This window comes from Anseongella ginsenosidimutans (assembly GCF_008033235.1).
GTDB lineage: Bacteria > Bacteroidota > Bacteroidia > Sphingobacteriales > Sphingobacteriaceae > Anseongella > Anseongella ginsenosidimutans.
In genome coordinates, this window is record NZ_CP042432.1 from 1,047,021 (window position 1) to 1,072,363 (window position 25,343).

At 53.3% G+C, this 25,343-nt stretch carries 18 protein-coding genes and 2 pseudogenes; 7 read left to right on the forward strand and 13 right to left on the reverse strand.

What is annotated here, in order from left to right; all coding sequences use genetic code 11:
- Positions 1 to 4: 4 nt before the first annotated feature.
- Both FRZ59_RS19380 and FRZ59_RS19870 read right to left on the reverse strand, forming a co-directional pair.
- A complete protein-coding gene (locus tag FRZ59_RS19380; RefSeq protein WP_262713159.1) occupies positions 5 to 637 on the reverse strand; it encodes an SMP-30/gluconolactonase/LRE family protein in 633 nt (210 codons plus the stop codon).
- Positions 638 to 672: 35 nt separating this feature from the next.
- A pseudogene (locus tag FRZ59_RS19870) lies at positions 673 to 996 on the reverse strand (hypothetical protein); the annotation flags it as partial.
- Positions 997 to 1,045: 49 nt separating this feature from the next.
- On the opposite strand from FRZ59_RS19870, the gene FRZ59_RS04320 reads away from it, so the two are divergent.
- From FRZ59_RS04320 to FRZ59_RS04330, 3 genes are read left to right on the forward strand one after another with little or no spacing between them, the layout of a single operon-like run.
- Positions 1,046 to 1,762 carry a hypothetical protein gene (locus tag FRZ59_RS04320; protein WP_207910210.1) on the forward strand — a complete coding sequence of 239 codons (717 nt, stop codon included), beginning with the start codon at positions 1,046 to 1,048 and terminating at the stop codon, positions 1,760 to 1,762.
- A 36-nt stretch (positions 1,763 to 1,798) separates the two neighbouring features.
- Positions 1,799 to 3,241: a serine hydrolase domain-containing protein gene (locus FRZ59_RS04325; protein ID WP_158640526.1), complete on the forward strand. Its 1,443-nt coding sequence runs from the start codon at positions 1,799 to 1,801 to the stop codon at positions 3,239 to 3,241.
- A 35-nt stretch (positions 3,242 to 3,276) separates the two neighbouring features.
- A complete protein-coding gene (locus FRZ59_RS04330) occupies positions 3,277 to 3,969 on the forward strand; it encodes a 3-keto-disaccharide hydrolase (RefSeq protein WP_132128092.1) in 693 nt (230 codons plus the stop codon).
- Between the two features lie 48 nt (positions 3,970 to 4,017).
- Here FRZ59_RS04330 and FRZ59_RS04335 read toward each other — a convergent pair whose 3' ends face one another.
- Both FRZ59_RS04335 and FRZ59_RS04340 read right to left on the reverse strand, forming a co-directional pair.
- Entirely contained in the window at positions 4,018 to 4,521 is a 504-nt protein-coding gene (locus FRZ59_RS04335) for a DUF4251 domain-containing protein (protein ID WP_132128093.1), read from the reverse strand.
- 32 nt (positions 4,522 to 4,553) lie between these two features.
- Positions 4,554 to 4,790, reverse strand: coding sequence for a helix-turn-helix transcriptional regulator (locus tag FRZ59_RS04340; protein ID WP_132128094.1), 237 nt, complete (start codon positions 4,788 to 4,790; stop codon positions 4,554 to 4,556).
- A gap of 144 nt (positions 4,791 to 4,934) precedes the next feature.
- Between FRZ59_RS04340 and FRZ59_RS04345 the strand changes: the two genes are divergently transcribed.
- Entirely contained in the window at positions 4,935 to 5,873 is a 939-nt protein-coding gene (locus FRZ59_RS04345; protein ID WP_158640527.1) for a HEPN domain-containing protein, read from the forward strand.
- Here FRZ59_RS04345 and FRZ59_RS04350 read toward each other — a convergent pair.
- Both FRZ59_RS04350 and FRZ59_RS04355 read right to left on the reverse strand, forming a co-directional pair.
- Complete coding sequence (locus tag FRZ59_RS04350; RefSeq protein WP_132128096.1) at positions 5,842 to 6,525, reverse strand: response regulator transcription factor; 684 nt, start codon at positions 6,523 to 6,525, stop codon at positions 5,842 to 5,844. The genes FRZ59_RS04345 and FRZ59_RS04350 overlap by 32 nt on opposite strands.
- Entirely contained in the window at positions 6,512 to 8,083 is a 1,572-nt protein-coding gene (locus tag FRZ59_RS04355) for a sensor histidine kinase (RefSeq protein ID WP_132128097.1), read from the reverse strand. The genes FRZ59_RS04350 and FRZ59_RS04355 overlap by 14 nt, the downstream gene beginning before the upstream one ends.
- Positions 8,084 to 8,278: 195 nt before the next feature.
- Between FRZ59_RS04355 and FRZ59_RS04360 the strand changes: the two genes are divergently transcribed.
- The 3 genes from FRZ59_RS04360 to FRZ59_RS04370 are packed head-to-tail and all read left to right on the forward strand — an operon-like array spanning position 8,279 to position 13,489.
- Positions 8,279 to 11,080, forward strand: a complete 2,802-nt coding sequence (locus FRZ59_RS04360; RefSeq protein ID WP_132128098.1) for a TonB-dependent receptor — start codon at positions 8,279 to 8,281, stop codon at positions 11,078 to 11,080.
- A complete protein-coding gene (locus tag FRZ59_RS04365; protein WP_132128099.1) occupies positions 11,077 to 12,444 on the forward strand; it encodes a DUF4270 family protein in 1,368 nt (455 codons plus the stop codon). The genes FRZ59_RS04360 and FRZ59_RS04365 overlap by 4 nt, the downstream gene beginning before the upstream one ends.
- 49 nt (positions 12,445 to 12,493) lie before the next feature.
- A complete protein-coding gene (locus FRZ59_RS04370; protein WP_207910211.1) occupies positions 12,494 to 13,489 on the forward strand; it encodes a Kelch repeat-containing protein in 996 nt (331 codons plus the stop codon).
- 53 nt (positions 13,490 to 13,542) lie between these two features.
- Here FRZ59_RS04370 and FRZ59_RS04375 read toward each other — a convergent pair whose 3' ends face one another.
- The 7 genes and pseudogenes from FRZ59_RS04375 to FRZ59_RS19875 form a co-directional block, all read right to left on the reverse strand.
- Positions 13,543 to 14,685 carry an amidohydrolase family protein gene (locus FRZ59_RS04375; RefSeq protein WP_132128100.1) on the reverse strand — a complete coding sequence of 381 codons (1,143 nt, stop codon included), beginning with the start codon at positions 14,683 to 14,685 and terminating at the stop codon, positions 13,543 to 13,545.
- Between the two features lie 27 nt (positions 14,686 to 14,712).
- Entirely contained in the window at positions 14,713 to 15,780 is a 1,068-nt protein-coding gene (locus FRZ59_RS04380) for a formylglycine-generating enzyme family protein (protein WP_132128101.1), read from the reverse strand.
- A 71-nt stretch (positions 15,781 to 15,851) separates the two neighbouring features.
- Positions 15,852 to 18,959, reverse strand: a complete 3,108-nt coding sequence (locus FRZ59_RS04385; RefSeq protein WP_225975177.1) for a glycosyl hydrolase — start codon at positions 18,957 to 18,959, stop codon at positions 15,852 to 15,854.
- Between the two features lie 112 nt (positions 18,960 to 19,071).
- The gene (locus FRZ59_RS18795; protein ID WP_225975178.1) at positions 19,072 to 19,743 is read right to left on the reverse strand and encodes a RagB/SusD family nutrient uptake outer membrane protein; all 672 of its coding nucleotides are present in this window, start codon (positions 19,741 to 19,743) and stop codon (positions 19,072 to 19,074) included.
- A complete protein-coding gene (locus FRZ59_RS18800) occupies positions 19,692 to 20,576 on the reverse strand; it encodes a RagB/SusD family nutrient uptake outer membrane protein (RefSeq protein WP_225975179.1) in 885 nt (294 codons plus the stop codon). The genes FRZ59_RS18795 and FRZ59_RS18800 overlap by 52 nt, the downstream gene beginning before the upstream one ends.
- 10 nt (positions 20,577 to 20,586) lie before the next feature.
- Positions 20,587 to 23,664: a SusC/RagA family TonB-linked outer membrane protein gene (locus FRZ59_RS04395; protein WP_207910212.1), complete on the reverse strand. Its 3,078-nt coding sequence runs from the start codon at positions 23,662 to 23,664 to the stop codon at positions 20,587 to 20,589.
- A 243-nt stretch (positions 23,665 to 23,907) separates the two neighbouring features.
- Positions 23,908 to 25,337 (reverse strand): annotated as a pseudogene (locus FRZ59_RS19875) (DUF1501 domain-containing protein).
- Between the last annotated feature and the right edge of the window lie 6 nt (positions 25,338 to 25,343).

Sequence of the window (25,343 nt, forward strand, 5' to 3'; positions counted from 1 at the left end):
TTTATTACATTTTTACCCGTAAAATAAGGCTGTCGGCGGTAATATACAGCGTACTGGTCTTTTCGTCGAGTGCGCAGTTGGACGCAACACCTTCTACTTTTATCTTACCCAGCAACTTCCGGTCTTTCCCGAAAACCCAGATACCTCCCGGCCCGCTGGCAAAAATTGTTCCTTCGCTATCTATTTTAAGACCGTCGGGAAGGCCCGGCGCCTGGCTTACTTCCCCGGTCACATCCATCAGTATTCCAGGGTTAACGAGCGAGTCGCGGCTGCCGAGATCAAATGTATACCATATAGCTTTTTCAGGGTCCGAGTTGGCAACGATCAGTGTTTTTTCATCCGGTGTAAGTGCAATCCCGTTTGGCCGGCTGATGGAATCGGTCAGCAGGGTTACCTGCCCTTTCCCGTTGACCTTGTAAACGCCCTGAAAGGGGATTTCACGGGCCGGGTCATTTGCTCTTTTTTCCAGGCCATAGGGCGGATCCGTAAAGAAAAGGTCGCCGTTGCTTCGCTGGACCGCGTCATTAGGACTGTTGAATTTCTTCCCTTCGTAATTATCAGCAACCGGGGTAAAACCGGGCTCAGGAAGGTCCAGGGGGCATTCATGATCGCCAGCCTCCTGTCGCCATGCTGGCATAGCAGTAGTTTTCCTTTCCTTGTCAGGAGCAATCCGTTGGAACCGGTTTCGCCTCCGCGCGGCTGGCTGCCGGTATATCCTGAGGGCGTAAGGTAGGGCTCCAGCCCTTTTTTGGCCGTCCATTTATACACGATGTTTTCCGGAACATCTGAGAATAACAGCATTTTTTCTTCTTCCACCCATAAAGGGCCTTCGCTCCAATTGAACCCTTCAGCGATAACTTCCACAAGGGCGTCAGGACCAATAATGGAGTCCAGCCCGGGATCCAGGCGTTCAACGCTGCCGGCAATGCGTCTGCTTTCCCCGGCACAGGCTCCCAGGATCAGGCCCCCCAGGAGAAATAAACCGAATATTTTCATTTTTTGTCTGCTGATCTCACCGAAAGATAGTAATTTTCAGGGTAGAATAATGGATAAAGAGAATGACTTTTGGTTTCCCGGCCGTTGGGTAGGAGGGCTTGCATTGATGCTGGCCCCCGTACTTTTGCTGGCCGGCGTACTTTTGCGTATTCAGTTTTCTTTTTTCTTCCCGGACCAGCTGGCAGCCTATGAAAGCCATCCGGCCCTGATCTTTGCTTCATACAGCGCTTTTCTTGCAGGAAATATTCTTTTATGGCCCGCAGTTATTACGCTGGCGCGCCTGATCGGCCTTAAGAAGCCTGGCTGGGGCATCTGGGGCGGCGTTTTCGTGTTATTCGGGCTTTTTGCCCGGACCTTTCACGCAGGAGTTGACCATCTTGCCTTTCAGCTGGTTGATGTACAGGGGCTTCAACCGGCAATAGACGCGGTATCCGGTTCCTACGGAGCCTTCCATATTGTATCGGTTCTCACGGGGACGATTATGCTTGGCTGGATCCTGCTTGCTGCGGGCGCTTATCTCTCCGGTACGCTCGGGTTAATCCGCGCTATTGCGCTGGCGCTGATGTCAGCGCTTATGCTGGGTGTGCTTAAAGGCAGTACGGTTGTTTCTGTCATCGCCACGGCAGGGCTTTGTATTGCCATGTGTCCTTTAGGGATCCGGGTTTTACATAATGGGCAAAGGCCAGCTGCCCGGGCGGTACTTGCCTGGTCGGCCGCGGTGGCCCTGGTGATTATCCTTTTATACTTTTTCGGCCAGGCGGGATAGAGATCAATGCCTGGCAGGCACCATCACAGCGCATATATGAAAAGTTCGTTATCAGCTGTCCTCCTCTTACTGCTGCAATTCGCAGGCGGGCGCCTCGCTGCACAGGTTGCGGAAAATGATCCGGCGGCTAAACTGGCAGCTAAAGTAGATGGCTTATTTGCCGGTATTGACGCTGCAAATGATCCCGGAGCGGCAGTTATGGTAGTCCGGAACGGGGATGTATTGCTTCGCCGCTGCTATGGCCTGGCCAACCTGGAGCATCGGGCGCCCATTACTTCCTCAACGGTTTTTGACATAGCTTCTTTATCCAAGCAATTTGCCGGGATGGCTATTTCCATGCTGGTGGAAGAGGGCCGGATCTCTTTGGAGGACGACATCCGTAAGTATATTCCGGAGCTTCCTGATTTCGGGCATACGATCACCGTTGGCCACCTTGTGCATCATACCAGCGGGATCCGGGACTGGCCCGGAACGCTGGCCCTGGCGGGTTCCCGCATGGACGATGTGATCACCTTTGAACAGATCCTCAATATGGCCTATCACCAGCAGGGCCTCAATTTTCCGCCCGGTTCCGAATATACTTATTCGAATACGGGCTACAACCTGCTGGCGGAACTGGTAGCCCGCGTTAGCGGTAAAACGTTCCGGGAATGGACTCATGAACGTATTTTTCAGCCGCTCGGAATGAAATCTACTCATTTCCATGATGATCCTTCCGAAATGGTTCCGGGAAAAGCATACGGTTATCACCGGCAGGGGAACGGGAAATTCCTGGCCATACATAACGGCCTTACCGCACTGGGCTCCAGCTCCCTCTATACGAGTATCGACGACCTGGCAAAATGGGTGATGAACTTCAGCGAGCCTGAAGTGGGCGGAAAACGGGTAATTGAACGAATGTTCCGGCAAGGCTCCCTAAATAACGGCAAACAAATATCCTATGCCTTTGGATTGGTGGCAGGGCAATACCGCGGACTGAAGATATTAGACCATAGCGGCTCCTGGGCCTCCTTTAATACCTTTTTACTACATTTCCCGGAGCAGGGCTTTTCGGTGGTGGTCCTGATGAATTACAGCCCCGCGAATCCGGGCCGCCTGGCATATAATATTGCCGACCTGTATCTTGACGGCCAGCTTGAGCCGCAGAAAACACCTGTAAAGCAGGAAAGAGCTGCCGAACCTGCAGCTTACCCGGCGCCGGACGCCGCTGCCCTTCAGGAATTCGGCGGCCGGTACAAAAGCGGAGAACTGGAGGCGGTTTACACCATCGTTCCCGCCGAAGGGAAATTAATGGCCAGGCACCGGCGGCACGGCGAGATAGCACTCAGGCCGGTTGCCAAAGACACGTTTCAGGGGGCGGCCTGGTTTATGCAAACAGTAGAATTTACCCGGGATGAAGCAGGAAACATAAGCGGCTTCCTGGTTTCGCATCAGCGCTGCAGGAACCAACGCTTCGAAAAGCAAGCCAGGTTAGAATAAGTTTAATATATTTATACAGAAGAAATAAACACGATATGAAATTACTCCTAACCCTATGCGCTGCTGCAGCGCTGATGTCTTCCTGTTCAACGGCTTCGAAGCAAAAAGCTTCCGGAGACAAAGAAAACGCTGCCGCAGAAAATACGGCTTCTCCGGATGCCGGCGGCGAAGAGTGGACGAGCCTTTTTGACGGGAAGTCTCTGGAGGGCTGGAAAGCTTCCGAACATCCCGCCACCTTCAGCGTGGAAGACGGGATGATTAAGGTGGCAGGCCCCAGGGCGCACTTGTTTTATGTAGGCCCGGTAATGGACCACGATTTTAAGGACTTTGAATTCCGCGCGCAAGTGATGACTACGCATGGCTCCAATTCAGGGATCTATTTTCATACCGCTTACCAGGACTCCGGCTGGCCCTCAAAGGGCTACGAGGTACAGGTGAATAATTCACATACGGACTGGCGGAGAACCGGCAGCCTTTACGGAATCGACGACGTAAAGGATGTATTGGTAAAAGATAATGAATGGTATACGGAACATATCATTGTCCGGGGGAAGCATATTATTATCAAAATCAATGACAAAACGGTAGTGGATTATACGGAACCGGACAGCGTGGCCCAGGTAACGGAGGCAAACGGCCGCCGGATTTCCAGCGGAACGTTCGCCCTGCAGGGGCATGATCCGGAAAGTACCGTATTTTATAAAGATATTGAAGTGAAACCACTGTAACAGGCGAAACCGGCAGCGTTTCCCGGACGGCTTTCGAAAGGGCCTTCTTTATTCGCCGGATTTGCTTTTTTCTTTTTCGGTGATATACCCGTTGAACGAAATTGCCTGACGCCGGTCGCTGTTTACACGCAGGGAAGCAGAGCCGTTCTCAGAAACCGTAAGGAACATCTGCCGGACATCTTCTGCGTCGTTCGGCGTGATCTTAACATCCCAGCCTCCTTTTCTTCGTTCCTTGACGGCATAGTCAAAATCCTCGGATTCAAAGTCAATGCCGCCTCCTGTGAGGTCGGAAGGGGCCCGGTAAGCCCGGCCGAAATAGGGAAGATAGGTGATAACCCGTTCTTCGGAAACCTTCATATCGTAGGAACTGGTCAGGTACCTGCTGTTGCCCCCCATGGGCAGCGCCATTTGGGCTTTGAAAACAAAATTTCTGTCTTCGATCAGCGCCTTCACGTCCGCTTCGTCCATATCCTGCGCGCCGGCCGGTAAATACGCCGCTGCGATGAGCAAGGCACACAGGGTAATTCTCAGGACAGGATATATTCTTTTCATGGCTTTTTTAATTGAGAAAACGTTTCGATGCCTTAAAGGGTTTGGTCCGATCCTTTATTTTTCGACGGCACAAGCAGTTCCCTTACATCCGCATTCAGCGCACGGGCAACTTCAAAAAGGGTTTCCACCGTAGGCTGCATACTGTTCGTACACCATTTGGAAACCGTGGTTTTATTCATCCCCAACTTTTGTGCCAGCCAAAGGTTGGTCTTCCCCTTTTCGGCCAGTACTGCTTTGATCCGGTTAAAGACGGGCTTTTTCCCATTCATCCCTAGAGAAGGCTAATTAAGAAGCAATATACTCAAAATTGTTCAGAAAAAGGAATGGTGGATTATTTGTACTTTTTAATTGCTTATAAAACAATTTTAGTTATCTTTACCGTAACATCGTTTATCAATCAAAAACCTATTGTAATGCATACTTCGTTTAATCATTTGCCCGCGATCAACCAACAGGATCAATTAGACTACCTGGTAAGGATCATTACCGACTCACTGGATGTAAGCGCAATTATTTACATCGGAAGCATCACCTCCAGCACGGTGATAAAAAGCTGTTTCGCCCCTGAGGGCATAGAAGGGAATTATCAATATGAATATGACCTCCTGGTTATTCCGCCGGCGGGAGAAATGCGTGAGGATTATGAACTGCAGGATATTATCGAAAGCCGCTGCCGGTCTTACGCCCATGTGAACGCTACCGTCCGAAGCATGGATATCATCAGGGACCTCCTCCGGAAGGGAAGCTCGTTTTTTCACACGGTTTTTAGCGAAGGTTACCTGCTGTATAGTAACGGGCAGGCAAATCTGCCTTTCCTGACCCCTGCCGGAATTCCGGCTAACAAATCGGTAAAAGCCGAACAGGATTGGGACCTCCTTTACCAGGATGCCGTCAGGTTCCTGAATGGGGCGGAGTTCTACGCAGGCAACCGGGATCTTCGCCATGCCGTATTTATGCTGCACCAGGCGGCTGAACGGGTTTGCTCAGCCATGATACGGGTATTTACAGGGCTGCATACCAGCACGCATAACCTGAATAAGCTGCTCCGGTATACCCGGCTTTTCAGCATGGAACCTTCCGCGATCTTTCCAAGGAACACGCCCGAAGAAATTCACCTGTTTGACCTGCTTTTCAGGGGATATTCCGATGCCCGTTATCGCCAGAGCTACGAGATCAATGAAAATGAACTTGAAATCCTGCTGCGGCGCCTGCACCGGTTGCATCAGGTAGCCGAAGGCCTTTGCAGGAGGCAGCTGCGGGCTTACGCCCTGAAGGAGGGCAAGCGGGATCCTTTACTTAAAAAAATAACAGGCGGAAAGGTCAGGCCACAAAATGATAACCCACCCCTTTAACGGTAATGATTTCAATCGAGGGGTCTTTTCTTAAATATTCGCGAAGCTTGGTAATGTATACGTCAAGGGTGCGGGAATTAAAGAAGGAATCGTCTCCCCAGATTCGCAGGAGAATATCTTTTCGTTTAACCAAGGCATTCCGGTTTTCCATGAAGATCATCAGCAGGTTTGCTTCCCGGTAAGAGAGTTTGCGGGTGTCTGCACCATTTTGCAGTTCATAACGAAGCGGGAAAAAAGTGTACTGGCCAAGCGGAATTATTTCGGGCGAAGGGCTGGAAAGGCCGCTGGTAAGCTGCAGCAGGTTGCTGATCCGGACAATCAGCTCTTCCATGCTGAAAGGCTTATGAATATAATCGTTTCCACCCGATTCAAAGCCTTTTAGCAGGTCTTCGGTTTGTGTTTTTGCCGTTAGGAAAATGATCGGAACCGTAGGGCTTATCCGGCGGATCTCCCTGGCAATGGTATAGCCGTCCTTTTCAGGAAGCATAATGTCGAGTACGCAGATATCGGGTTTATTTCTCAGGAACGAGGCAATGGCTTCACCGCCGTCGGTTCCCATGCTTACAGAAAAATCCCGGCTTTCCAGGCTCTCCTTTACAATCCGGCCCAGCGCAGGTTCGTCCTCTATGTAAAGCACCTTAGTTCTTTTCATAATGCTTTGGCAGATAAACGATAAAGGTGCTTCCCTTGCCGGGCTGGCTATCCAGCCGGATGGTTCCGCCGTGACTTTTTACTACTCCTGCCACGTAATTCAGTCCAAGGCCATGCCCCTTAATATTGTGTACATTACCACTGGGAACCCGGAAAAATTTTTCGAAGACCTTCTTATGGAATTCCGGCGGGATTCCGATGCCCTTATCCCGGATATTCAGCAAAACGCCGTCTTTCACGCATTTTAACCGTACGCTTATTTCAGGTTCACCAGGGCTGTATTTTAAGGCGTTGTCAAGCAGGTTATAAAATAAATTTACAATATGTGCTTTCCCTCCGCGGGCGCGGAAATCATCTCCTTCGGCATGAAAAGTTACGGATGCCCGCTTCTTTTCAAATACCAGTTTCATAGATGCGAGTACCTGGGCGACGACTTCCTTCAACTCAAAGGTTTCTATATGGATCGCGATGCCTTTGCTTTCAAAAATGGCGGCCTTCAGGATATTATCCGTTAGCAGAGTAAGCCGGTTCAGCTCGTGCTGGGCTATTTCCAGGTACTCATGGGTACGCTCCGGATCGTCAAGCGTCCGGAAACTACGGAGCGCTTCAATGGCGACGCTTGCGGTGGCTACCGGTGTTTTCAGTTCATGAGTCATATTGCTCACAAAGTCGTTTTTCAGCAGCATCAGCCGCTGCTGCATACGAAGGCTGCGGTACATGAAATAGAAAGAAATGCCTATGAACAGTATCATCACTAACGAAAAGAGCAGCTGCGGCGCCAGTTCGCCAAGGAGGAGCCAGCGGGAAGCAGCCTTTTCGAACTGTACTGAAACAATACCTGTCTGCGGAAGGAATACATGCTCCGCGCGGGGCAGGCGTTCATCTTCATGATGAGTGATAAAGCGGGGGGAATCTTTTCGCCACCCGGGAATTGCGGGCAAATGGCTTTTAATTTGTTCGCCGGCTTCTTCTTTGCGTCCGAGGTAAAGCGTCCGGGGCGGGAACAGCGCCTTTGTATCGCTCATTAGCGTATCAAAGGGAGTTTTGATTACCTTAAACGGAATATAAATACCTGCCTCATCCAGTACTGCCCGATATTCTTTTTCAATATCCCGGATTCGCAGGGAATCAGCCTCCCGTAATATGAAGTAACTGGTAACGGAGTCTTTGTAATCGCTGACACGATCTTCCGGAAGCCGGGCAAAAGCGGCATTGCCCCTCCTTTTCGCGGAAGAAACAATGATGGAGATAGTAGCCGAATCAGGAACTGTGTTCAGGACCGACCGTGAAAAGGTACGGGGAAAAACAGTATCGGAGCGGCCGGGGGCCGGGAGAGAAGGGACGGGCAGGCTGTCAGCGGAGATCATTTCAATATTTTCCCGGATCAGCGAATCCTGCAGGCTCATGACAGTAGTTCTGAACAGAAAGCCTGTTTCCCTGTCAAATTGCTCCACGGCATTCTTATAGGAGCTTTTCAGCCAGAAGCCCTGTAAAACCAGTACCAGGATGATACTGCCGCTCATCATTGAAAGCGTCAGTGTGTTTTTTGACCTGCCCATTCAGCGCTAAAAGTTAATAGTAACACAGCACTTGAAACTAATTCCTTCAAAGTTAAGGCGTTCTTTATATAACCCGCAGACTTTTAACCTTAATTAACATTTCATTAAGGACCATTAACCGCAGCCGGCCTGGCAGGCATATAGATTTGCTTCCATCTTTTAGCGCCCCGTTGAGGCGCCGGAAAATTCGGTAAAATGAAAAAATGCTTCCTTGCCTGCTTGCTTTTGTTTTTCAGTTGTACTGCCTTCGGGCAGCAGTTTGGGATTACCGGGCGCCTGAGCGATTCACTGGGGCGTCCCTTGCCGAACGCCGCGGTGCAGTTAACCGCTGTGGCCGATTCTTCCCTGGTAAGTTTTGCGTTAAGTGACCGTAAGGGAAATTTCCGGATCAGGGGCCTGGAGTATGGCATTTACCTGCTGGAGATCACCTTCCTTGGCTACAGGCCTTATGCGCAAACTGTTTCGCCGCCGGAAAACGGCGGGATACTGGACCTGCGGAATATTTCGCTTGAACCAGCTTCCCAGGAACTGGAAGGCGTGACGGTGCAGGGAAAACGCCTGCCAATGCGCATCCATAACGATACCCTGGAATTCAATGCAGGGGCCTTTGGCACAAGGCCGAATGCCGCGGTAGAAGACCTGCTGAAGAAGCTCCCGGGTGTGGAAGTGGACGCTGACGGGACTATCCGGGCCCAGGGAGAAGAAGTGGACCGGGTAACGGTGGATGGGGAAGAATTTTTCGGCGACGATCCGAAAATCGCCAGCCGTAACCTTCCGGCCGCGGCTGTGGATAATGTTCAGGTATTTGATAAGAAATCTGACAAAGCCATGTTCACGGGTGTTGATGACGGCCAGGAGCAGAAAACGATTAACCTGGAGCTAAAGGAAGGTTACCGGAAGAGTACCTTCGGCAGCATTACTGCCGGAGGCGGTACCGATGAACGGTTCGCCGGCAACGCGAGTATCAACCGTTTCAACCAGGGCCAGCAGCTGTCCTTCCTGGGAATGGCTAATAACACGAATGAACAGGGCTTTTCCATTGGAGATTACTTAAGCTTTACAAATGGACCCCAGGGCAGGCGAGGAGGAGGCCCGGGATTCAGGATCCAGACAAGGGAGGCAGGGCCCGGCGCTTCAGCCGGCTCGCAAGGGCCTCCGCTGAATACCGGCCAGGCGGTTAACGGAATGATGACTAACTGGGCGGGCGGCGTGAATTTCCGGGACGCTTTCAGTAATAAGCTGGAAGTGAGCGGGAATTACTTTGCGGATTACCTCAACCATGAGACTGATCAGTCCCTGGAACGCATTAATTACCTGCCGGACGGCAGCTATCGTTTCCTGCAAAACGGATTGCAGCAAAACGATCATACCGGGCACCGCGCCGGCACTGTCCTGGACTACCGGCCCGATTCCAGTAACTCATTCCGGCTAAACGCTTCCTTCAATTATCATCAAACACATACAAGTTCCGATAACGACAGCCGGACATTGGGTACGGATAACGAAACAGCAAGCAGCAGCCGGCAAACGAATCTTGCGGAGGGGAATAATCTTGCCCTCAATGCCGACCTTCTGTACCGGCGCCGCTTCGGGAAACCAGGGAGGACCCTTTCCGCCAATATGACGCTGGGCCTGGGCGACAGCCGGCGCGAGGGCGAGCTGGAGGCCCTCAGCGAATTCCAGCAAAGCGACCTTCCCCCGGAAATGATCCGGCAGGATAATTCTGAGTCCGCCGGCAGCCGCCTGGTAGGCGCCGGGCTTTCCTATACGGAACCGCTGAACGCCAATGTCTTCCTGGAGCTTAATTACGAACTCAGGCAGCAGCTGAACGATGTTTCCCGAAATGTATGGGATATTACTCCGCAGGCGCCGTCATACAATGAACTGCTGAGCAGTGAATATGAAAGCGATTACCGGTACCAGCGCGGGGGCTTGAATTTTCAGCTGAACGGCAATTCCTATCACATTACAGCAGGCATGAATTACCAGCAAAGCCGCCTGAACGGGGAGCTTCTGCTGCGGGACACGGTCATTTCCCGGGATTTTCAAAGCTTTTTACCCTCCCTGCAGTTCCGCTACGATTTCCCGGGCGACCGGCACCTGGAATTTGATTACCGCACCCGGCTCCGGGAACCTTCCATTGAAGAGCTGCAGCCGGTAACGGATAACAGCGATCCGCTGAATCTTTATAAAGGGAACCCGGATCTGCGCCCGGCCTACATGCATCAGGCGCGCCTGCATTTCATGACATTTGATCCCTCTTCCCTTATTCACTTCTTTACGTTCCTGGACCTCAATTATATGACGGATGCTATTTCCTATTCCCAGACCGTAAATGAACAGTTTGTCAGGACTACCCAGCCGGTGAACGCTGGCGAACAGGTGGAACTCCGGGCTAACGCGAATTTTGGCTTTCCGCTGAGCGAATTAAACAGCCGGCTTGGTTTTTCAGCCGGTGCGAACAGCACGAGAGGCACAAGCCTGCTGAACGGGGCGGAAAACAGGACCCGCCAGCAGGAAATTTCGGCCGGGCTGCGCTACAATTACCGGCCCGGAGAATTACTGGACCTGACGCTGAGCGGAAATATCAGCCGGCAGCAAAACAGGTTTGAATCCGGTGAAGACCAGCTCTTCATTAACCAGCGATACCAGGCGCAGGCCAACTGCTCCTTTTTTGAAAACTATGGCCTGGAGGTGAATTTCGGTTATTTACTGTACAACAGCCATCCCGGTGAATTCAACCAGGAAATTCCCCTCCTGGATGTTTCTCTTTCAAGGTATGTATTTAAGAATAAGAGCGGGGAGATCCGCCTCTCGGTTGATAATCTGCTGGATAAAGATCTGGGCGTGAGCCAGCAGGCCGGAGCCAATTACATCGAGCGCTCCGTCACAGAGTCGCTGGGAAGATATGCCATGCTGAGTTTTACCTATGCGATCAATAAACAGCTGAACCCCGCAAACCAACGCAGGGGGAAAATGATACATATAGGACGATGAAAATAACCCGCAGCCTTCTCCTTCTTTCACTTTTGCCCGGGCTTCCCTGGTACTCCTGCGAAAATCCTGGTTCCATCAGCCTGGACGATAATGCTATTTCCGGAGTGCTGATGACGGATACCATTACCGTAGAAACTTCCACCGTATATGCCGGGCCGGTTCCGACTTCCAATACCAATGAAATGCTGGTAGGAAGCTACCACGACAGCAGGCTGGGAAAAGTGTCCTCCCGGTCTTATTTCAGGATCAGCCCGGAGTCTTCATCCTTTGCCCTGAACAAGGAGGTGGTCTTTGATTCCATCGCCCTGGTAATCCGCTGTTCCGGTTATTACTACGGGGATACCACGGCCTTACAGACCCTGAATGTGTTTGAACTGCAGGAGGAGATCGAAGCGGAGGAATTGCCCGCGAATCCCGAGGGTGTTCCCGTTTCCTGGCTTTTGAGCGGGGCCCAGCTCTACAGCTCCAGCCAATTTGACTATGATCCTTCCAGCCCGCTTGCCTCCCTGCGCGTGCGTGTGGAACCTTCTTCCGATACGCTGCACATCCGCCTGCCCGACGCGCTTGGGGCGGAATGGCTTCGCCTTTCGGCGGAAGATGACGACCGCATCAGCTCGCCAGCGGACTTTTCCAATTATTTTAAGGGCCTGGTGCTGGCCGGCAGCCCTGAAGAAGACGCCGCCCTGATCAGTTACCGCGCGGATACAGCTTTCGTACGCCTTTATTACCGGGAAACGGAAGACGACGGTACCATCAGGGATAAGTATACCGATTTTCCTATTTACCAGCCTGAGCGGCAGTTCAACGAAATTACGGTAGACCGTGAGGGCACTCCCCTGGAGGGGCTTGGGCCAGGCAGCCCGTTTTTTCCTGCAGCCGCCACGTCTGAACAAACCTACCTGCAGGCGGGGACCGGGATCATGACCAAATTAAGCTTCCCTTACCTGAAGGATTTCCTGGAATCGGCAGGGGATTCCAGCCTGAGCGTTCATTCCGCTCAATTGCTGATAAGGCCAGTCACGGAGAGCATTACGTCGGAAGAATACCTTCCGGCTTCCCTCATGCTTTTCTATACCAATGAAGATAATGTGCCTATTTACCCGCTTCAGGATGAATCTTCGGGCGGCATTTATACCGGTGTGTTCAATTATGACCGGGAATTTCCCGATAAAACCTATTATAAATTCGCCCTGACAGCATATTTCGCTGACTTATTGAATAATTACGGCGGACAGAAAGCGGAATTGCTCTTGTCCCCTGCAATGAACGATCTGTATACTTCTGTTACCCGGCTTTGCATCGGAAGCAGCCGCCATAAGCAGCATAAAGTTCAGCTGGTCATTTATTATACACCCGGCAGGTAGAAGAACCCATACCATGTCAATAAGAACGAAAAAATAACATAAAATGAGTATGATGCGAACAATTAACTTATTAAGCCTGATAGGCATGGCGCTGATTTTCCCCGGCCTAAGCTCCTGCAGCACCGATGACGAGGATCTGGTGCGCGGGGTCTGGGAGGAGCGTTCAGAGTTTGAAGGCCTGGCCAGGAGCGGCGCGGTGAGCTTTGTCCTTGGAGGCCAGGCATACGTAGGGCTTGGCTTTGACGGCAGCGATTATTTGTTTGATTTCTGGCGATACGATCCGGGCAAAAATACCTGGCGCCCCTCCGCTGTTTTTCCGGGAGAAGCCCGCAGCGCCGCAGTCGCCTTTAGCGCAAACGGCAAAGGATACGTAGGCACCGGCTACAACGGGAACCAGTATTTTAAGGATTTCTGGGAGTACGATCCCGAAACGGATGTTTGGACGCAGATTGCGGATCTCCCGTCCGGCGGCAGGTACGGCGCCGTTGCCTTTTCCATCGGGGAAAAAGGATATGTAGGAGCGGGCTATGACGGGAACTACCTGAAGGATTTCTGGCAGTACGATCCCTTGAGCGGGGAATGGCAGCAGCGCGTAAGCATTAACGGCAGCAAGCGTAATAATGCCTTTGCCTTTACCGCCGGCGGCAAAGGATATGTGGGCAGCGGCAATGACAACGGTAGCTATAATGATGAATTATGGGAGTACGACCCGGAGCAGGATGTATGGACAGAAAAGAGGGACCTGGTAGACGAAGACGATGAGTATGCTTATGATCCTCCAAGCCCCAGGGAATCCACGGTGACCTTTGTGATTGACGGCAAGGCCTATCTCTGCACGGGGCTTAGTTCCGGCAACCTGGATGACCTTTGGGAATATGATCCTTCGGCAGACACCTGGGAACAGCTGGAATATTTTGAAGGAACTGCCCGCCAGGCTGCGGTAGGCTTCGCTATCGGCAACAGAGGTTATATTGCTACCGGACGAAGCTCCAGCCTTCGCTTTGATGACCTTTGGGAACTGGACCCATTTAGCTACGAGGATTAGTGCTTAACACAGTACTGGCGCCGTGTTGAGCAATTGCAACGCGGAGGTGTTTCTTATTCGGGGAACAAGCTTTCATCCAGGGCAGGGATGACCCGCAGGGCATTCTTATAGTACACTTTTTTAAGGATGTTCTCCTCCAGGCCCAGACCATACATGCGCCAGAAGGCGTGGTATTTCTTATGGTAAGGGAAATATTCGTCCTCCGTTTCCAACACGCGGAAATAGGTAGCGTATTCTTCCGGAACCCAGCTGTCTTTTCCGAACAGGATGCGGTCCTGGTTCTTCGTAAAGAATTGCCGGGCCATTCGGGGCTGCCGCCCCAGTTCAGCGATCACGGCGCCGAACTCGATCATCACATTGGGCATGGCGTTAAGGAGGCTGTCGAGTTTTTTCAGATCGTTGGCATACCAGCCGAAGTGAGCCGCAATAAAAGTGGTATTCGGATGCTTTTTGAACATCCGGTGCTGCTCTTCTATCAGCTGCTCCCAGGGTGCGGGATCATTCGCCCCCCGCTTCCGGCGGGGATGGGTGATCAGTTCCAGCCAGCGTTCGTTCTGCTCGCCGGCTTCCTGCCAGAAGGGCGCCGGATCGGCGGTATGGATCAGGACAGGAATGTTCAATTCTCCGCATTTTTCCCATATCGCGTCCAGCCGCGGGTCGTCAACCGGCACCCGGCGTCCATCCCGGTCGCTTACTGAGAAACCCAAGTTCTTAAATATTTTCAACCCCGCGGCCCCGTTCCGGACGTCTTCTTCCAATTGCTTTACTGCATTTTCGGTCCAGTTTTTTTCGCCAACGCCGTCAAAGTCAATATTTGCGAAAACCAGGAAGCGGCCGGGATAATGCTGCTTTACCGCCGTTGTTTGCTGTGCCAAACTTTCGCCGCTGCCCCCGCTGAGGTTGACCATCACACGCATGTTCAGCGTATCCATTGCCTGTGCAAGGCTTTCCAGCCGGTCCGCGTCCATGTTCCGCTGGTGGCTATGTACATCCACAAAAGGAAACGCGGCGCTACTGACATGGTGTCCGGGTACGACCAGGGTTGAAACCGGCTCGTATTTTTCAAAATCTATGCGGACCTGTCCCTTCGCGGGAACAGCCGCGAGCAGGAGAATAGACACAGCAGCGGTACTGCGAAACGTTTTTACTGTGTCAGTCAGCGGGCCCGGAGCGAAGTAATTGCCTCTTATTTTCATTTCAGGTTGGGTTAGCAAAGAAAGGTTTTAACTTTTTGGTTCCGGGGGCGGCGGCGCGTCCGCCACGCAACGGAAACCCAGGTTATTGGAGGCGCTGCTGACCTCCCCTTTCCCTCTGCTGCGGGGTTTATAGCGGATGCAATACTGGTCGCTGCAAAGGAAGGAGCCGCCCCGCTGCACTCTTTTTACGGCATTCGGTTCAGCCGGGTCATAGCTGTCGGCCGGGCCTTTGGGATTATCCGAAGGGCTGTTCCGGTAATAATCCGGCCGGTAAAAATCATTACACCATTCCCATACATTCCCTTCCATATCGTATAGTCCATAAGGATTGGGAGGAAAAGATTTTACGGGAGCGACGCCCGTGAAACCGTCTTCAGATGTGTTCCCTTCTGGGAAATTTCCCTGGAAAATATTAGCTGCCCATTCCCCGCCCGGCTTTAGTTCATCGCCCCAGTAGTAGGTATGGCCGGGATTTCCGCCCAGGGCCGCATATTCCCATTCTGCTTCCGTTGGAAGCCTTTTTCCTGCCCATTTGGCATAGGCCAGGGCGTCTTCATAACATACTTGCACCACCGGCGCACCGGGATCTAATTCTCCGGACTGCTGCGGGCCAAAAGGCTGTTTCCAACTGGCTCCGGGCACATATCTCCACCATTGCAGGGGATTGTCAAGGGAAACCCGGTGATCCGGTGGTGAAAACACAGCCGATCCCGGTACCAGCATTTCCGGAGCGACGCCGGGAAAATCCGCCGGATCAAGTGCTCTTTCGGCCACGGTAACATATCCGGTAGCTTCTACAAATTCCGCGTATTGTGCATTCGTTACTTCATGCGCGTCCATCCAAAACCCGTTTACCGTTACAGGATGAACAGGGCTCGCATCCGGAAATTCCGGATTATTGGTTCCCATCATAAATGATCCTTCCGGGATCCAGACCATTCCGGAGGTGTCGGGAGCTGCCGCTTGTTCCACCCTGCCATTTCCACCCTGCCCGTTCTGACCGGCAGCGTCGTTTTGCTTATCAGTGTCACTTTGCTTCGGAGAAGATGTGCAAGCTGCAAGCAGCAGCATAACCGGAAGTCCTTTATAAGTCATACTACAAATGTAGCGTACGCCGCCGACTTTAAGAAACCGGCTCTTTGCCCCGCGCGGGAAATCCTAATCGGTTACCGGAATTCTTCCAGCACAAGGGCCACGGGTCCGGTTAGGCCGGATCGCAATAAGGGAGAATTTTCGGTATAGGGATTGAACGTCGAAAAAGTATGCCGGTTGCTGGTCCTTCCTTTTCCTTTGGTGAGCCATCCGGGCCATTGCCCGTTCTGAATTCCGTCCTCAGGCAATTGCTCATCCCCGATCAGCCTGTTAGGCCAAAGATTGGCTACTTCTATGCGGAGTTCATTGCGGCCGTTTTTTAAAGCATGGGTAATATCCACCTTCCAGGGCGCAGTCCAGGCTACCCCCATATCCTGCCCGTTCAGGTAGACCCGGGCCATGTTGTTTACCTCTCCCAGGTCCAGGTAAAATCGGGTGTTTTGCGGCAGCTTTCCTGCCTTTTTCAGCCGGCCGGCCGCTGCGATGCTATCCTCCGCCATATGGTCCTGCGCCGTTTCGCCGCCACTGGCTGCAGCGCCCTCCTTCGCGATGTCGCCCTTCGATGCCGCGGCGCCCTTTGTGATGCTGAAATCAAAGGACTGCCGGTAAACGGCTGTTCCGGAATAATACCGGATGCCTTCTTCAGGGCGTGTTGTCCAATCCTGCAGGCGGTCAAACTGTACTGTTCCCGGCCCGCCACGTTCCGGGGAAAAGTCCACGGTCCAGGGGCCTTGTATGTCCATCAGCTTTATCCGGGAGGGGAAATTTTCGGTCCCGCCCGCTTTTACGTCATCTTTCGGAAAAACGATAAAGAAACTTTGGTGCGGCCCGAACAGCAGGGGGATCCGTGTCTGGCCATCCTCCGCAAGGAAATCAGGCAGGGCTCTGGTCTCTCCCGTCAGCGGGTCCCAGAGTTCAGGGCGACCTTTGACGGAACGGAAAATACATTCCACTTCTACCTGTCCGGGGCTGGTGTTGGAGACAAAATAAATGTCCCAGCCGGCAGACGTCCGGTGGGTATACCGCAGCGGCGCTTCAGCGCTGAAATCTTCCCGAAGGCCCAAATCTTTCAGCAGCGAAGCAAGAGGCGCATATTCCGGGTAAAGTGATGTATCCGCCCGGCGAAAAGGCCCTCCCCAGATCAGCCTGCCCTTGCCGAAGGAAATGCTGGTGAGCGTTTCAGGCACCTTTGTGCCGCCCCAGAGTTCCTGTGCGGTCGACTGCACCTGCCGGTCGCATGCCGGAAAATCTTCCAGGCCCGGGGACCTCAGCGGCGGTTCTCCAATTACGGTGGCGCCGGCCCCGACCAGGGAACGGATCTTCTCCAGCAGGGGCGGTGTCATCGCCGGCGTATAGGGCAGCACAAGCACACGGTAAGAAGCGCCTCCCGGAAATACGATCCTGCCATCCTTTACAGAAGCCATGTAGAGCTGACCGGGCGTACATCCGTCAAAATTGAAGCCTTTTCGGTCCGGGAGTACATCATCACCGGTAAGGGCAGAGGACGGGGCGCGGAACACATGAGGTGCGCCTTCCGGGGTCAGGTACAGGATATCGGCAACGGTCCTGCCTTGCTGGAGCAGGTACTGGCACCTGGAAATATAGCGGTGATAGGCGCCGGCCATCGGCCACCAGGTTTGGCGGCGGTCCCAGTGAACCCCGTAAGGGCCCATGGTCATTCCAGGCAGCAGGCTGTCGGCTAAAGGCTGGTGCTGAAAAGTGTGGTACACCAGCCGGTTAATGCCGGTGGCAAAAGCCCAGTCTCCCTGGTTTTTCATGGATGCGGGATGCTGTTTCCAGGCTTCGGTATGATCGGCCGTGAAAGCCTCAGCAGGAACAAGAGCGGCGCCGTTCACGTGGGCCACGGACGTTGCCTCAATGCAGCTGAAGGCCGAGTTGAAGCCATAACCCTTGCTCCAGAACTCGGCCATCGGCACGTCCGCTACCGCACCGAGTTCCATGTCGGCATTGGGATTCATGTCGTAGGGTTCTATGGAAAGTTTCAGGCCATGCCGGTGGCTGTATTCTTTCAGATGGCCGGCATGATACTGAAGAACAAGCTCCTGGGAAGTTTGCCGCAGATCCCAGAGAAAGCGCTCGCTGATTTCCACGCTCTCTATGATGTAGCCGGCATATACCGGGTAAAAAGGCTGGGGGTCATAGCCCCTGCGCTTAATGAATTCCTCCCGGAATCGCGGGGTCCAGTTCTGTGCGCCCATTTCCCAGCTGTCCATATGAAGCCTTTTCAAGCCTCCGGCCGACGCTGTGTCGAACTTGCCGATATGACGAAAGAGTGTTCCGATATAGGCATCCAGGTGCGCGTTCAGGGCAACTGTATCGAATTTGTCGGCTTCGAACCCCAGGCCGGGATAGGGCGCCGGACGTGTGATGGCGCCATTGTTACGCCGGCCGAAGCGCATCACCGTCCATGCTCCTTCGGGCGCTTCCCATTCCAGGAGACCGCCGGGCCGCAGGTATTCGGTCAGATCGATCATGTTTTCCGCGGCAATAAGCGCGTCGCCCGGAGCTTCCGGATAATCCGCCGGGGAGGGTATAAATTGCTTTACCCCGGGAACAGAAGTATAAGGTGCGCGGTAATAGAGCGCTTTTTCATCGATATCTTCAATACGGCGTTCAACAGGCGGACTTGGGAAGGCCAGTACGGCCACGTCTTCGTAAAATTCATTCCACTGCTCCTTCAGTTCCGGAGTTAGCGTTCCTTCCCCGAAATAAGGCTGCCGGGGCGGAGGAAGCGGCAGCTGAATATTCTTTTCACCGCCCTGCATTTGTACGGCAGCGGAGACCAGGTGCTGCATGGATTGTGCCGGACGTACCCAGGGTCCCCCGCTTCCTGTCCAGCCGGGGCCTACCCCCAGGGTAATACCAATGCCCAGCCTTTCGGCTTCCCGCACAGCATGCCGGAACAGATCCTGCCACTGCGGGCTCAGGAAATCCACGGGCCCTCTCGGAACGCCTACATTTACTTCAAGAAATACCACATACCCGATCCCGGCTTCCTTCATGGATTCCAGGTCGGCGGTCATGCCTTCCGCGGAAAGATTTCCGTCCATGAAATACCAGTAAACACCCGGCCTTGCGGAATCGGGCGGGTTGAGAAATCCTTCCCTCAGCGTACTGATCTCTGGCTCCGGAGCAGGGCGGTTGCAGCTGCAGAACAGCATTGCCCCGAAGATCAGTATTGCCGCGAAGAACCGGGCGGCCGGTGAAAACGGCCTGGCCAGGAAGGCCGTCCGTCCGGCACCGGCTGCCCTGTTACAACTTTGGAGTGTCTTTTTATTGATAACCTTCGTTCTGTGTTAGTTCGTTATTGATCAATATCTGGTTGGCCGGGATCGGGAATAGCACCTCGTAGGGCTCGAATACGAAATCGGCCGCAGAGAAAGGTATCCCGCCCCTGGTCGTTGTGGGGTTGCTTTGTTCAAAGTCCCCGTAGGCATTCAGGAAGTCGGCCAGTTGCTGGGGTGTTTTCGTCCGTTTCAGGTCAAACCAGCGGTGGTTCTCAAAGGCCAGCTCAATCCTTCTCTCATGAAGCACCGCTTCCCGGAACTCATCCTTGTCCAGACCGTTCAGCGGGGCCAGTCCTGCCCGGTCGCGCACCTGGTTCAGGTAACCTGCCGCTTCTGAAGTGGGTCCTGAAGCCTCGTTGATGGCTTCGGCCAGCATGAGCAGTACGTCCGCATACCTGATCACCGGCCAGTTGTCATCGGTACGTCCCCGGATGGCATGCGGGTGATTGTACTTGTTGATGAACGGCACCGGCACCCAGTCACCTTCCAGGTTGGTATAACCTTCCTTCAGCGATACTTCCTTGCGCAGATCGCCTGCCTCGTAGGCGGCGATCATGTCGCGCGAAGGTATATTCCAGCCTCCGCCGTTCTGGCCGGGAAAATTGATCACGGCCCCTCCGATTCCCTTGGAGCGAAGGTATAAATAAAATTGCTCCATTCACCCAGCTCATTGCCGCCCTGAAACTGCACGTCCAAAATGGATTCCGCATGATTCTTTTTCTGAGGGTCGAATACATCTGCATAGGAAGGCAGCAGTTCATATCCCAGCGGAAGCACCTGTTTGAGTGTACTGACTGCTTCGCTGTACTGCTTTTTGGTAAGATACACCTTGCCCAGCAGCGAGAGAGCCGCTCCTTTGGTGATCCGCCCTACATTGGCGGCGTCCCAGCTTTCCGGGAGCGAAGCTACTGCGGCCGCCAGGTCGCTTTCTACCAGTTCGTATACGTTTTCTACAGGCTGCCGCGAATATTCCCAGGCCTCGGAAGGGGTTTCCAGGGGCTCGGTAATAATGATCACCGGTCCGAAGTACTGGACGAGGTTGAAATAATAATAAGCCCTCAAAAATTTGAGCTGCCCTTCGAACTGGCCTTTAACCCCTTCATCAAAGGTACTCTCTTCCAGCTTGGAAAGGATGGTGTTTATATTTACCAGCGTTTCATAATAGCTGTTGTACAGACTATTGATATTGCCTGTTGAAGGATTGATCTGCCAGAATTCGATGGCTTCCAGCGAAGGCCCCTGGCCCCGGTCGCCTATATTGAAATGAAGGGTGGTGTTATCGGTAATGAATTCGTTATACTGCCACTGGTTGGAAATAATACCCTGCAGCTGGGAATAAACGCCATTCAGGGCTTGTTCCACCTGGGCCTCGGTCTGGTAAAAAGTATCTTCCACCAGCCGGGTAGGGTCCGTTTTGTTCAGGAAGTCCTCGCCGCAGGAGAACAGGGTAAGGGAAAGCAGCAGGCCCGGTAATATGATCTTGTGTTTCATCTTCTTGGATTTAGAATTTTACGGAAGCGCCTATTGAGAATATCCTGGGTACCGGGTAGGTTTCATCGTCCACGCCGGGCTGTGTGCCTCCCCGCTGGTCCACGTCCGGATTATTTCCGGGGTAGTTGGTGATCAGCAGCAGGTTATCAGCGCTGAAATAGACCCTTGTGTTATGGAACGAAGGGAAGGTATATCCGATGGTAAGATTTTTTAGCCAGGCATGGCTGGCATCGTACACGTACCTTGAGTTGGATTCACGTTCCCATTTCCAGGTATTGGTGGTTGCACCCTTGCCGTCGCCGGGATTCTCGGCGGACCTCCAGCGGTTCTTGCCGGACCGCAGGATGTTGAAAACCCCGTCCATGTTCATCGTAGTGGCCTCAATATTCCGGAACACATCGTAGTCCTGGGCGCCCGTGAACAGCAGATTAACGTCAAAGTTCCGGTAATCGCCGCCGAGGGTAAAGCCCCATACGGCCTTGGGATGCGGGTTGCCGATCTCGACCATGTCCTGGGTGTCATAGGTGATCACGCCGTCGCCGTTGGTGTCCTCGTATTTGTAAACCCCCGGGATCGCGCCATCCTGTTCGGCCCAGTCGTCAATTTCTTTCTGAGTATTGAAAATGCCCAGCATCCGGAAGCCGTGCAGCATTCCAATGGGCCTGCCGGGCCTGGAAACGTTGTAGGTGCTGTAGAAGCCGCCATTGCGGATCTCGTCGTTCTCCCCGTTGATCTCAAGTACCTTGTTCCTGTTGAACGCGATATTGAAGTCGGCGTACAGGTTGATATCGTTTACAGAGGTCTGGTAGCCGATCGCGAACTCCAGCCCTTTATTCTCTACCTTTCCGATGTTGGAAAAAGTGGTGGTGAAGCCGGAGATCACAGGTATCTCGATGGGCAGCAACATGTCGTTGGTAGTCTTGTGGTAGTATTCCGCTGTAAAATAGAGCCGGTTCCTGAACAGCGAAGCGTCCAGGCCAATATTTGTCTGGTTGGATTGTTCCCAGCCAAGGTCCGTGTTGGCAAAGGCGCCCAGTACCTGGCCGGCTGCAAAATTGCCGCCCAGTACGTAGTTGGACGCATTGAGTATCGACAAGCTCCGGTAATTGCCTATATCGTTGTTTCCGGTAACACCCCAGCTTCCCCTTAATTTCAGGTCGGAGACCCAGGCGGCGTTCTCCATAAAGGATTCCTCGGAAATTCTCCATCCCAGCGATGCCGCAGGGAAATTCCCCCATTTATTGTTAATGCCGAAGCGGGAGCTGCCTTCCCGGCGGAAAGTGGCCGAGAAAAGGTATTTATCCATGAACGTGTAATTCACACGCCCGATATAGGCCAGCATGCTCCAGCTCGCCTCTCCGGACGCGGCGTCGACCCGTTCGGCGGCGCCCAGGAAACGGACAATGTCGTTCGGGAATTCGTTGCCCCCGGCAGTAAGCCACTTCATTGTTTCTTCCTGGGCGGAATAGCCTGCCATGATGCTGAAATCATGATCGCCCATGCTCCTGTCGTAGGTCAGCACCTGGTCGGCGGCCACATTGATGGTCTCCCACTGGCCCTGGCTCAGGGAGGCTTCCCGGGGAGGCGGGGCGTCAAAGCCTCGGCCGGCCAGTGTGGAGGGCCGGAATGCCTTGTCCTTTTCATTAATTATGCGTGCGTTCACCGATGACCTGAATGTAAAGTTCTGCAGGAATTTGAATTCGATGTAGCCGTTGGTGATCACGTCGGCATTGGTCCTGTTCCTTTCCATTTCCATCATTTCCTGGACCGGGTTGGAGGTGCCAAAAACCCCGTCCCGGCCTCCTATATAATCATTGAAGCTGCCATCCTCATTATAAATAGGTTCCCGGGGATCCGCCCACAAGGCAGAGCCGATAATGGCATCCCGGCCGGTAGTGGCGGCATGCTGCTCTTTAAAAAATGCGCCGGCGATGTTCCAGCCCAGCGATATATGCTCGTTGATATCGCCGCGAAGGTTGGCCCTGACGTTAAAGCGCTCAAAACCGGTTTCTATCACCGCGCCCGCCTGGTTTAAATAATTGATGGAGAGCAGGGATTTTACCCGTCCCTTACCGGATGCAAGCATAAGGTTATAATCCTGGAAAGGGGCGTTATTATGGAGGATCGCGTCCAGCCAGTCCGTCGAATATTGGGTCTGCTCCGGGTAGCGGTAACTCTCGGGCACCTCTTCGAGGCTGGGCTCGCGGCCTTCGAAATACCGGATCTTGTCCATGAAGCTTTCTTTCTTGTACTGGGCGAATTCCACGCCGTTCATCATTTCTATCCGCCTGGAATCGGGGATGTTCTGTACCCCGTAATTGGCGATGAAGCCCAGGCTCAGCTCATTATCATCCGCGGTCTTGGTCGTGATCAGCACGACCCCGTTAGAACCCCTGGCCCCATAGATGGCCGTAGAGGCGGCGTCTTTCAGTACGGTAATGCTTTCCACATCGGCGGCGTTCAGGTTCCTGCCGGCGGAGGTGCCCATGGCAAATCCGTCGATCACGAAGAGCGGATCGCTTCCGGCCCCCAGCGAACCTATACCCCGGATCTTTACGTCCAGCTCTTCACCGGGCGTGCCGGTATTTTGTTTTACCACGACACCCGGGGCCTGCCCGAGCATCAGATTGTTGAGGTTGGATACGGGCCGGTCCTTTATCTTCTCCATATCAATGACCGACACGGCCGAAGTGATATCGCGTTTGCGTTTGGAGCCGTAACCAATTACCACCACCTGTTCTAGTGCCTGGTTATCCGGAGCCAGCCTGATCGTTACAGGCTGCCCCTCGCGCGCCCGTACCTCCTGTGTCGCATAGCCCAGGAAGGATACTTCCAAAACGACCTCGGGTTCCTGCACTTCCAGGCTGAACTTGCCATCCTGATCGGTGGAAGCACCTGTGGATTCCCCTTTTACCTTTACGGAAACGCCGGGAAGCGGACCGCCGCCGGCGCTGTCCAGCACCGTTCCCTGCAGTACAATGTTCTGGGCGCTGAGCGACAGGGAAAACATGCCCGCTATGAAAAACAGGAGCATACTTTTCCACATCCCGCCCAGACCAACAGCTGGCGATTGTTTCAAACTTTTCATTGTTGAATAAAATTGGTTTAGCTCTTTGCCTGTTTAAGCAGGCACTTTTTACCTTGTATCAACGCAAGGTTAAAAGATAAACCGCGCTTATGCTATGTACATTTTGACATATTGATGTACATTTTGATACGGCAGGAAATTTGCCGCGCCTTCCCCAGGAGGGGACTCAGAACGGCAAATCTGTCCGGGCCAGTCGGGTGCGGCAGGCAGGTGTATCCCGCGGGCCGGGCAGGGTCCGGCGGGTCAGGCGAGCAAGTCCAACACGGGTTCGGCAACCCCGTCCGGGGTGGTGTAAAAGGGCCGCTTTTCCACCACGTAATTGGTTTCGGGCGGAATGCCCAGCGTATGATAAATGGTCTGATGCAGTTGTTCGATCCGGATAGGGTTCTCTATTGTTTTGCAGGGGCGCTCGTCGGCGGTTTTCCCGTAAACGAATCCCTTCTTTACGCCTCCGCCAAACATCAGGATGGAACAACCATCGGTGAAGTGACGGTGCATGCCGTAAAATTTTTCCTCGTTGATAATATCGGGCTGGTTCACCTGGTTCTTTACCGTCGCTCCGGGACGGCCTTCCATTAACATATCCCTGCTGAATTCGCTGGCCAGGATAATAAGCGTGCGATCCAGGTGCCCGGATTGTTCCAGGTCTTTGATCAGCTGCGCCACGGGCCCGTCTATCTGCTTTTTCATTTCGACCATTCTTGTATGGCCATTCTCATGCGTGTCCCAGCCTTTGAAGGGTTCGTATTCCGTGGTCACGCTGATAAACCGCGCTCCCTGCTGGGTGAGGCGTTTTGCCATCAGGCAGCCCAGGCCGAAACGACCGGTATTATAAATATCGTAACTCTCTTTGGGTTCGGAATTCAGGTCAAAAGCTTTTGCTTCCGGAGAATTCAGCAGGATATAAGCTTGTTCCATGGATCGCATCAGGGACTCCTTTTGGTAGCCGCTGGCCAGATCCTGCATGGGGCTCTTCTTGATCAGTTCCGTGTATAGCTTGTTCCTGGCTTCAAAGCGTTTCAGGTCCATGCCTGCGGGGGGCGGACGCTTTCCAGGCCCTGGCTGGGGTCCGGTATCAGGAAGGGGCCATACTCGCTTCCCAGGAAGCCGGCGGTATGGAAGGCTTTTAACTCTTCCGCTTCGCCTACGGTGAAACGCTGGCCTATATCAATAAAAGGCGGAATAACCGGGTTCATAGGGCCCAGTTCTTTCGCTATCCAGGCGCCAAAGTGGGGAGCGGCAACGGTTTGAGGCGGCTCGTAGCAAGTATGCCAGTGATACTGGTGCCTTGCATGCAGGATAAAGCCCATGTCGGCCGCTACATAAGAACGGATAAGGGTTCCCCTGTCCATCAGCCCGGCAATAGACTCCAGGCCTTCAGAAAAGGAGATCCCGTCAAGCGATGTAGGTATAGAGGGAAAGGTGCTGAGTACGCGGTTGGCATCCATTCCTTTTACATAAGGCTCATAATGTTTTGGGTCGAAGGTGTCGGTATGCGCCATTCCTCCGGCCATCCAAAGCAAAATAACCGTATCGGCAGTAGATTTTATCTTATTCCCGGTGAGGCTGCAGCCTGACAGCATGCTGGCCACCGGGGAGCCGGCGGCAAGTGCTGCAAGGGTAGCTGCGGTGCCATGTTTCAGAAATTCCCGTCTGTTCCAGGTAGGGGCCATCTTTTT

Bases quoted from the DNA above. Each gene is read 5' to 3' on its own strand.
- FRZ59_RS04380 (WP_132128101.1), bottom strand. From the start codon at position 15,780: ATGACTTATAAAGGACTTCCGGTTATGCTGCTGCTTGCAGCTTGCACA.
- FRZ59_RS04335 (WP_132128093.1), bottom strand. From the start codon at position 4,521: ATGAAAAGAATATATCCTGTCCTGAGAATTACCCTGTGTGCCTTGCTC.
- FRZ59_RS04345 (WP_158640527.1), top strand. From the start codon at position 4,935: ATGCATACTTCGTTTAATCATTTGCCCGCGATCAACCAACAGGATCAA.
- FRZ59_RS04320 (WP_207910210.1), top strand. From the start codon at position 1,046: ATGGATAAAGAGAATGACTTTTGGTTTCCCGGCCGTTGGGTAGGAGGG.
- FRZ59_RS04370 (WP_207910211.1), top strand. From the start codon at position 12,494: ATGATGCGAACAATTAACTTATTAAGCCTGATAGGCATGGCGCTGATT.
- FRZ59_RS04340 (WP_132128094.1), bottom strand. From the start codon at position 4,790: ATGAATGGGAAAAAGCCCGTCTTTAACCGGATCAAAGCAGTACTGGCC.
- FRZ59_RS04350 (WP_132128096.1), bottom strand. From the start codon at position 6,525: ATGAAAAGAACTAAGGTGCTTTACATAGAGGACGAACCTGCGCTGGGC.
- FRZ59_RS04395 (WP_207910212.1), bottom strand. From the start codon at position 23,664: ATGAAAAGTTTGAAACAATCGCCAGCTGTTGGTCTGGGCGGGATGTGG.
- FRZ59_RS04385 (WP_225975177.1), bottom strand. From the start codon at position 18,959: ATGCTGTTCTGCAGCTGCAACCGCCCTGCTCCGGAGCCAGAGATCAGT.
- FRZ59_RS04365 (WP_132128099.1), top strand. From the start codon at position 11,077: ATGAAAATAACCCGCAGCCTTCTCCTTCTTTCACTTTTGCCCGGGCTT.
- FRZ59_RS04330 (WP_132128092.1), top strand. From the start codon at position 3,277: ATGAAATTACTCCTAACCCTATGCGCTGCTGCAGCGCTGATGTCTTCC.
- FRZ59_RS18795 (WP_225975178.1), bottom strand. From the start codon at position 19,743: ATGGAGCAATTTTATTTATACCTTCGCTCCAAGGGAATCGGAGGGGCC.
- FRZ59_RS04355 (WP_132128097.1), bottom strand. From the start codon at position 8,083: ATGGGCAGGTCAAAAAACACACTGACGCTTTCAATGATGAGCGGCAGT.
- FRZ59_RS19380 (WP_262713159.1), bottom strand. From the start codon at position 637: ATGCCAGCATGGCGACAGGAGGCTGGCGATCATGAATGCCCCCTGGAC.
- FRZ59_RS04325 (WP_158640526.1), top strand. From the start codon at position 1,799: ATGAAAAGTTCGTTATCAGCTGTCCTCCTCTTACTGCTGCAATTCGCA.
- FRZ59_RS04375 (WP_132128100.1), bottom strand. From the start codon at position 14,685: ATGAAAATAAGAGGCAATTACTTCGCTCCGGGCCCGCTGACTGACACA.
- FRZ59_RS18800 (WP_225975179.1), bottom strand. From the start codon at position 20,576: ATGAAACACAAGATCATATTACCGGGCCTGCTGCTTTCCCTTACCCTG.
- FRZ59_RS04360 (WP_132128098.1), top strand. From the start codon at position 8,279: ATGAAAAAATGCTTCCTTGCCTGCTTGCTTTTGTTTTTCAGTTGTACT.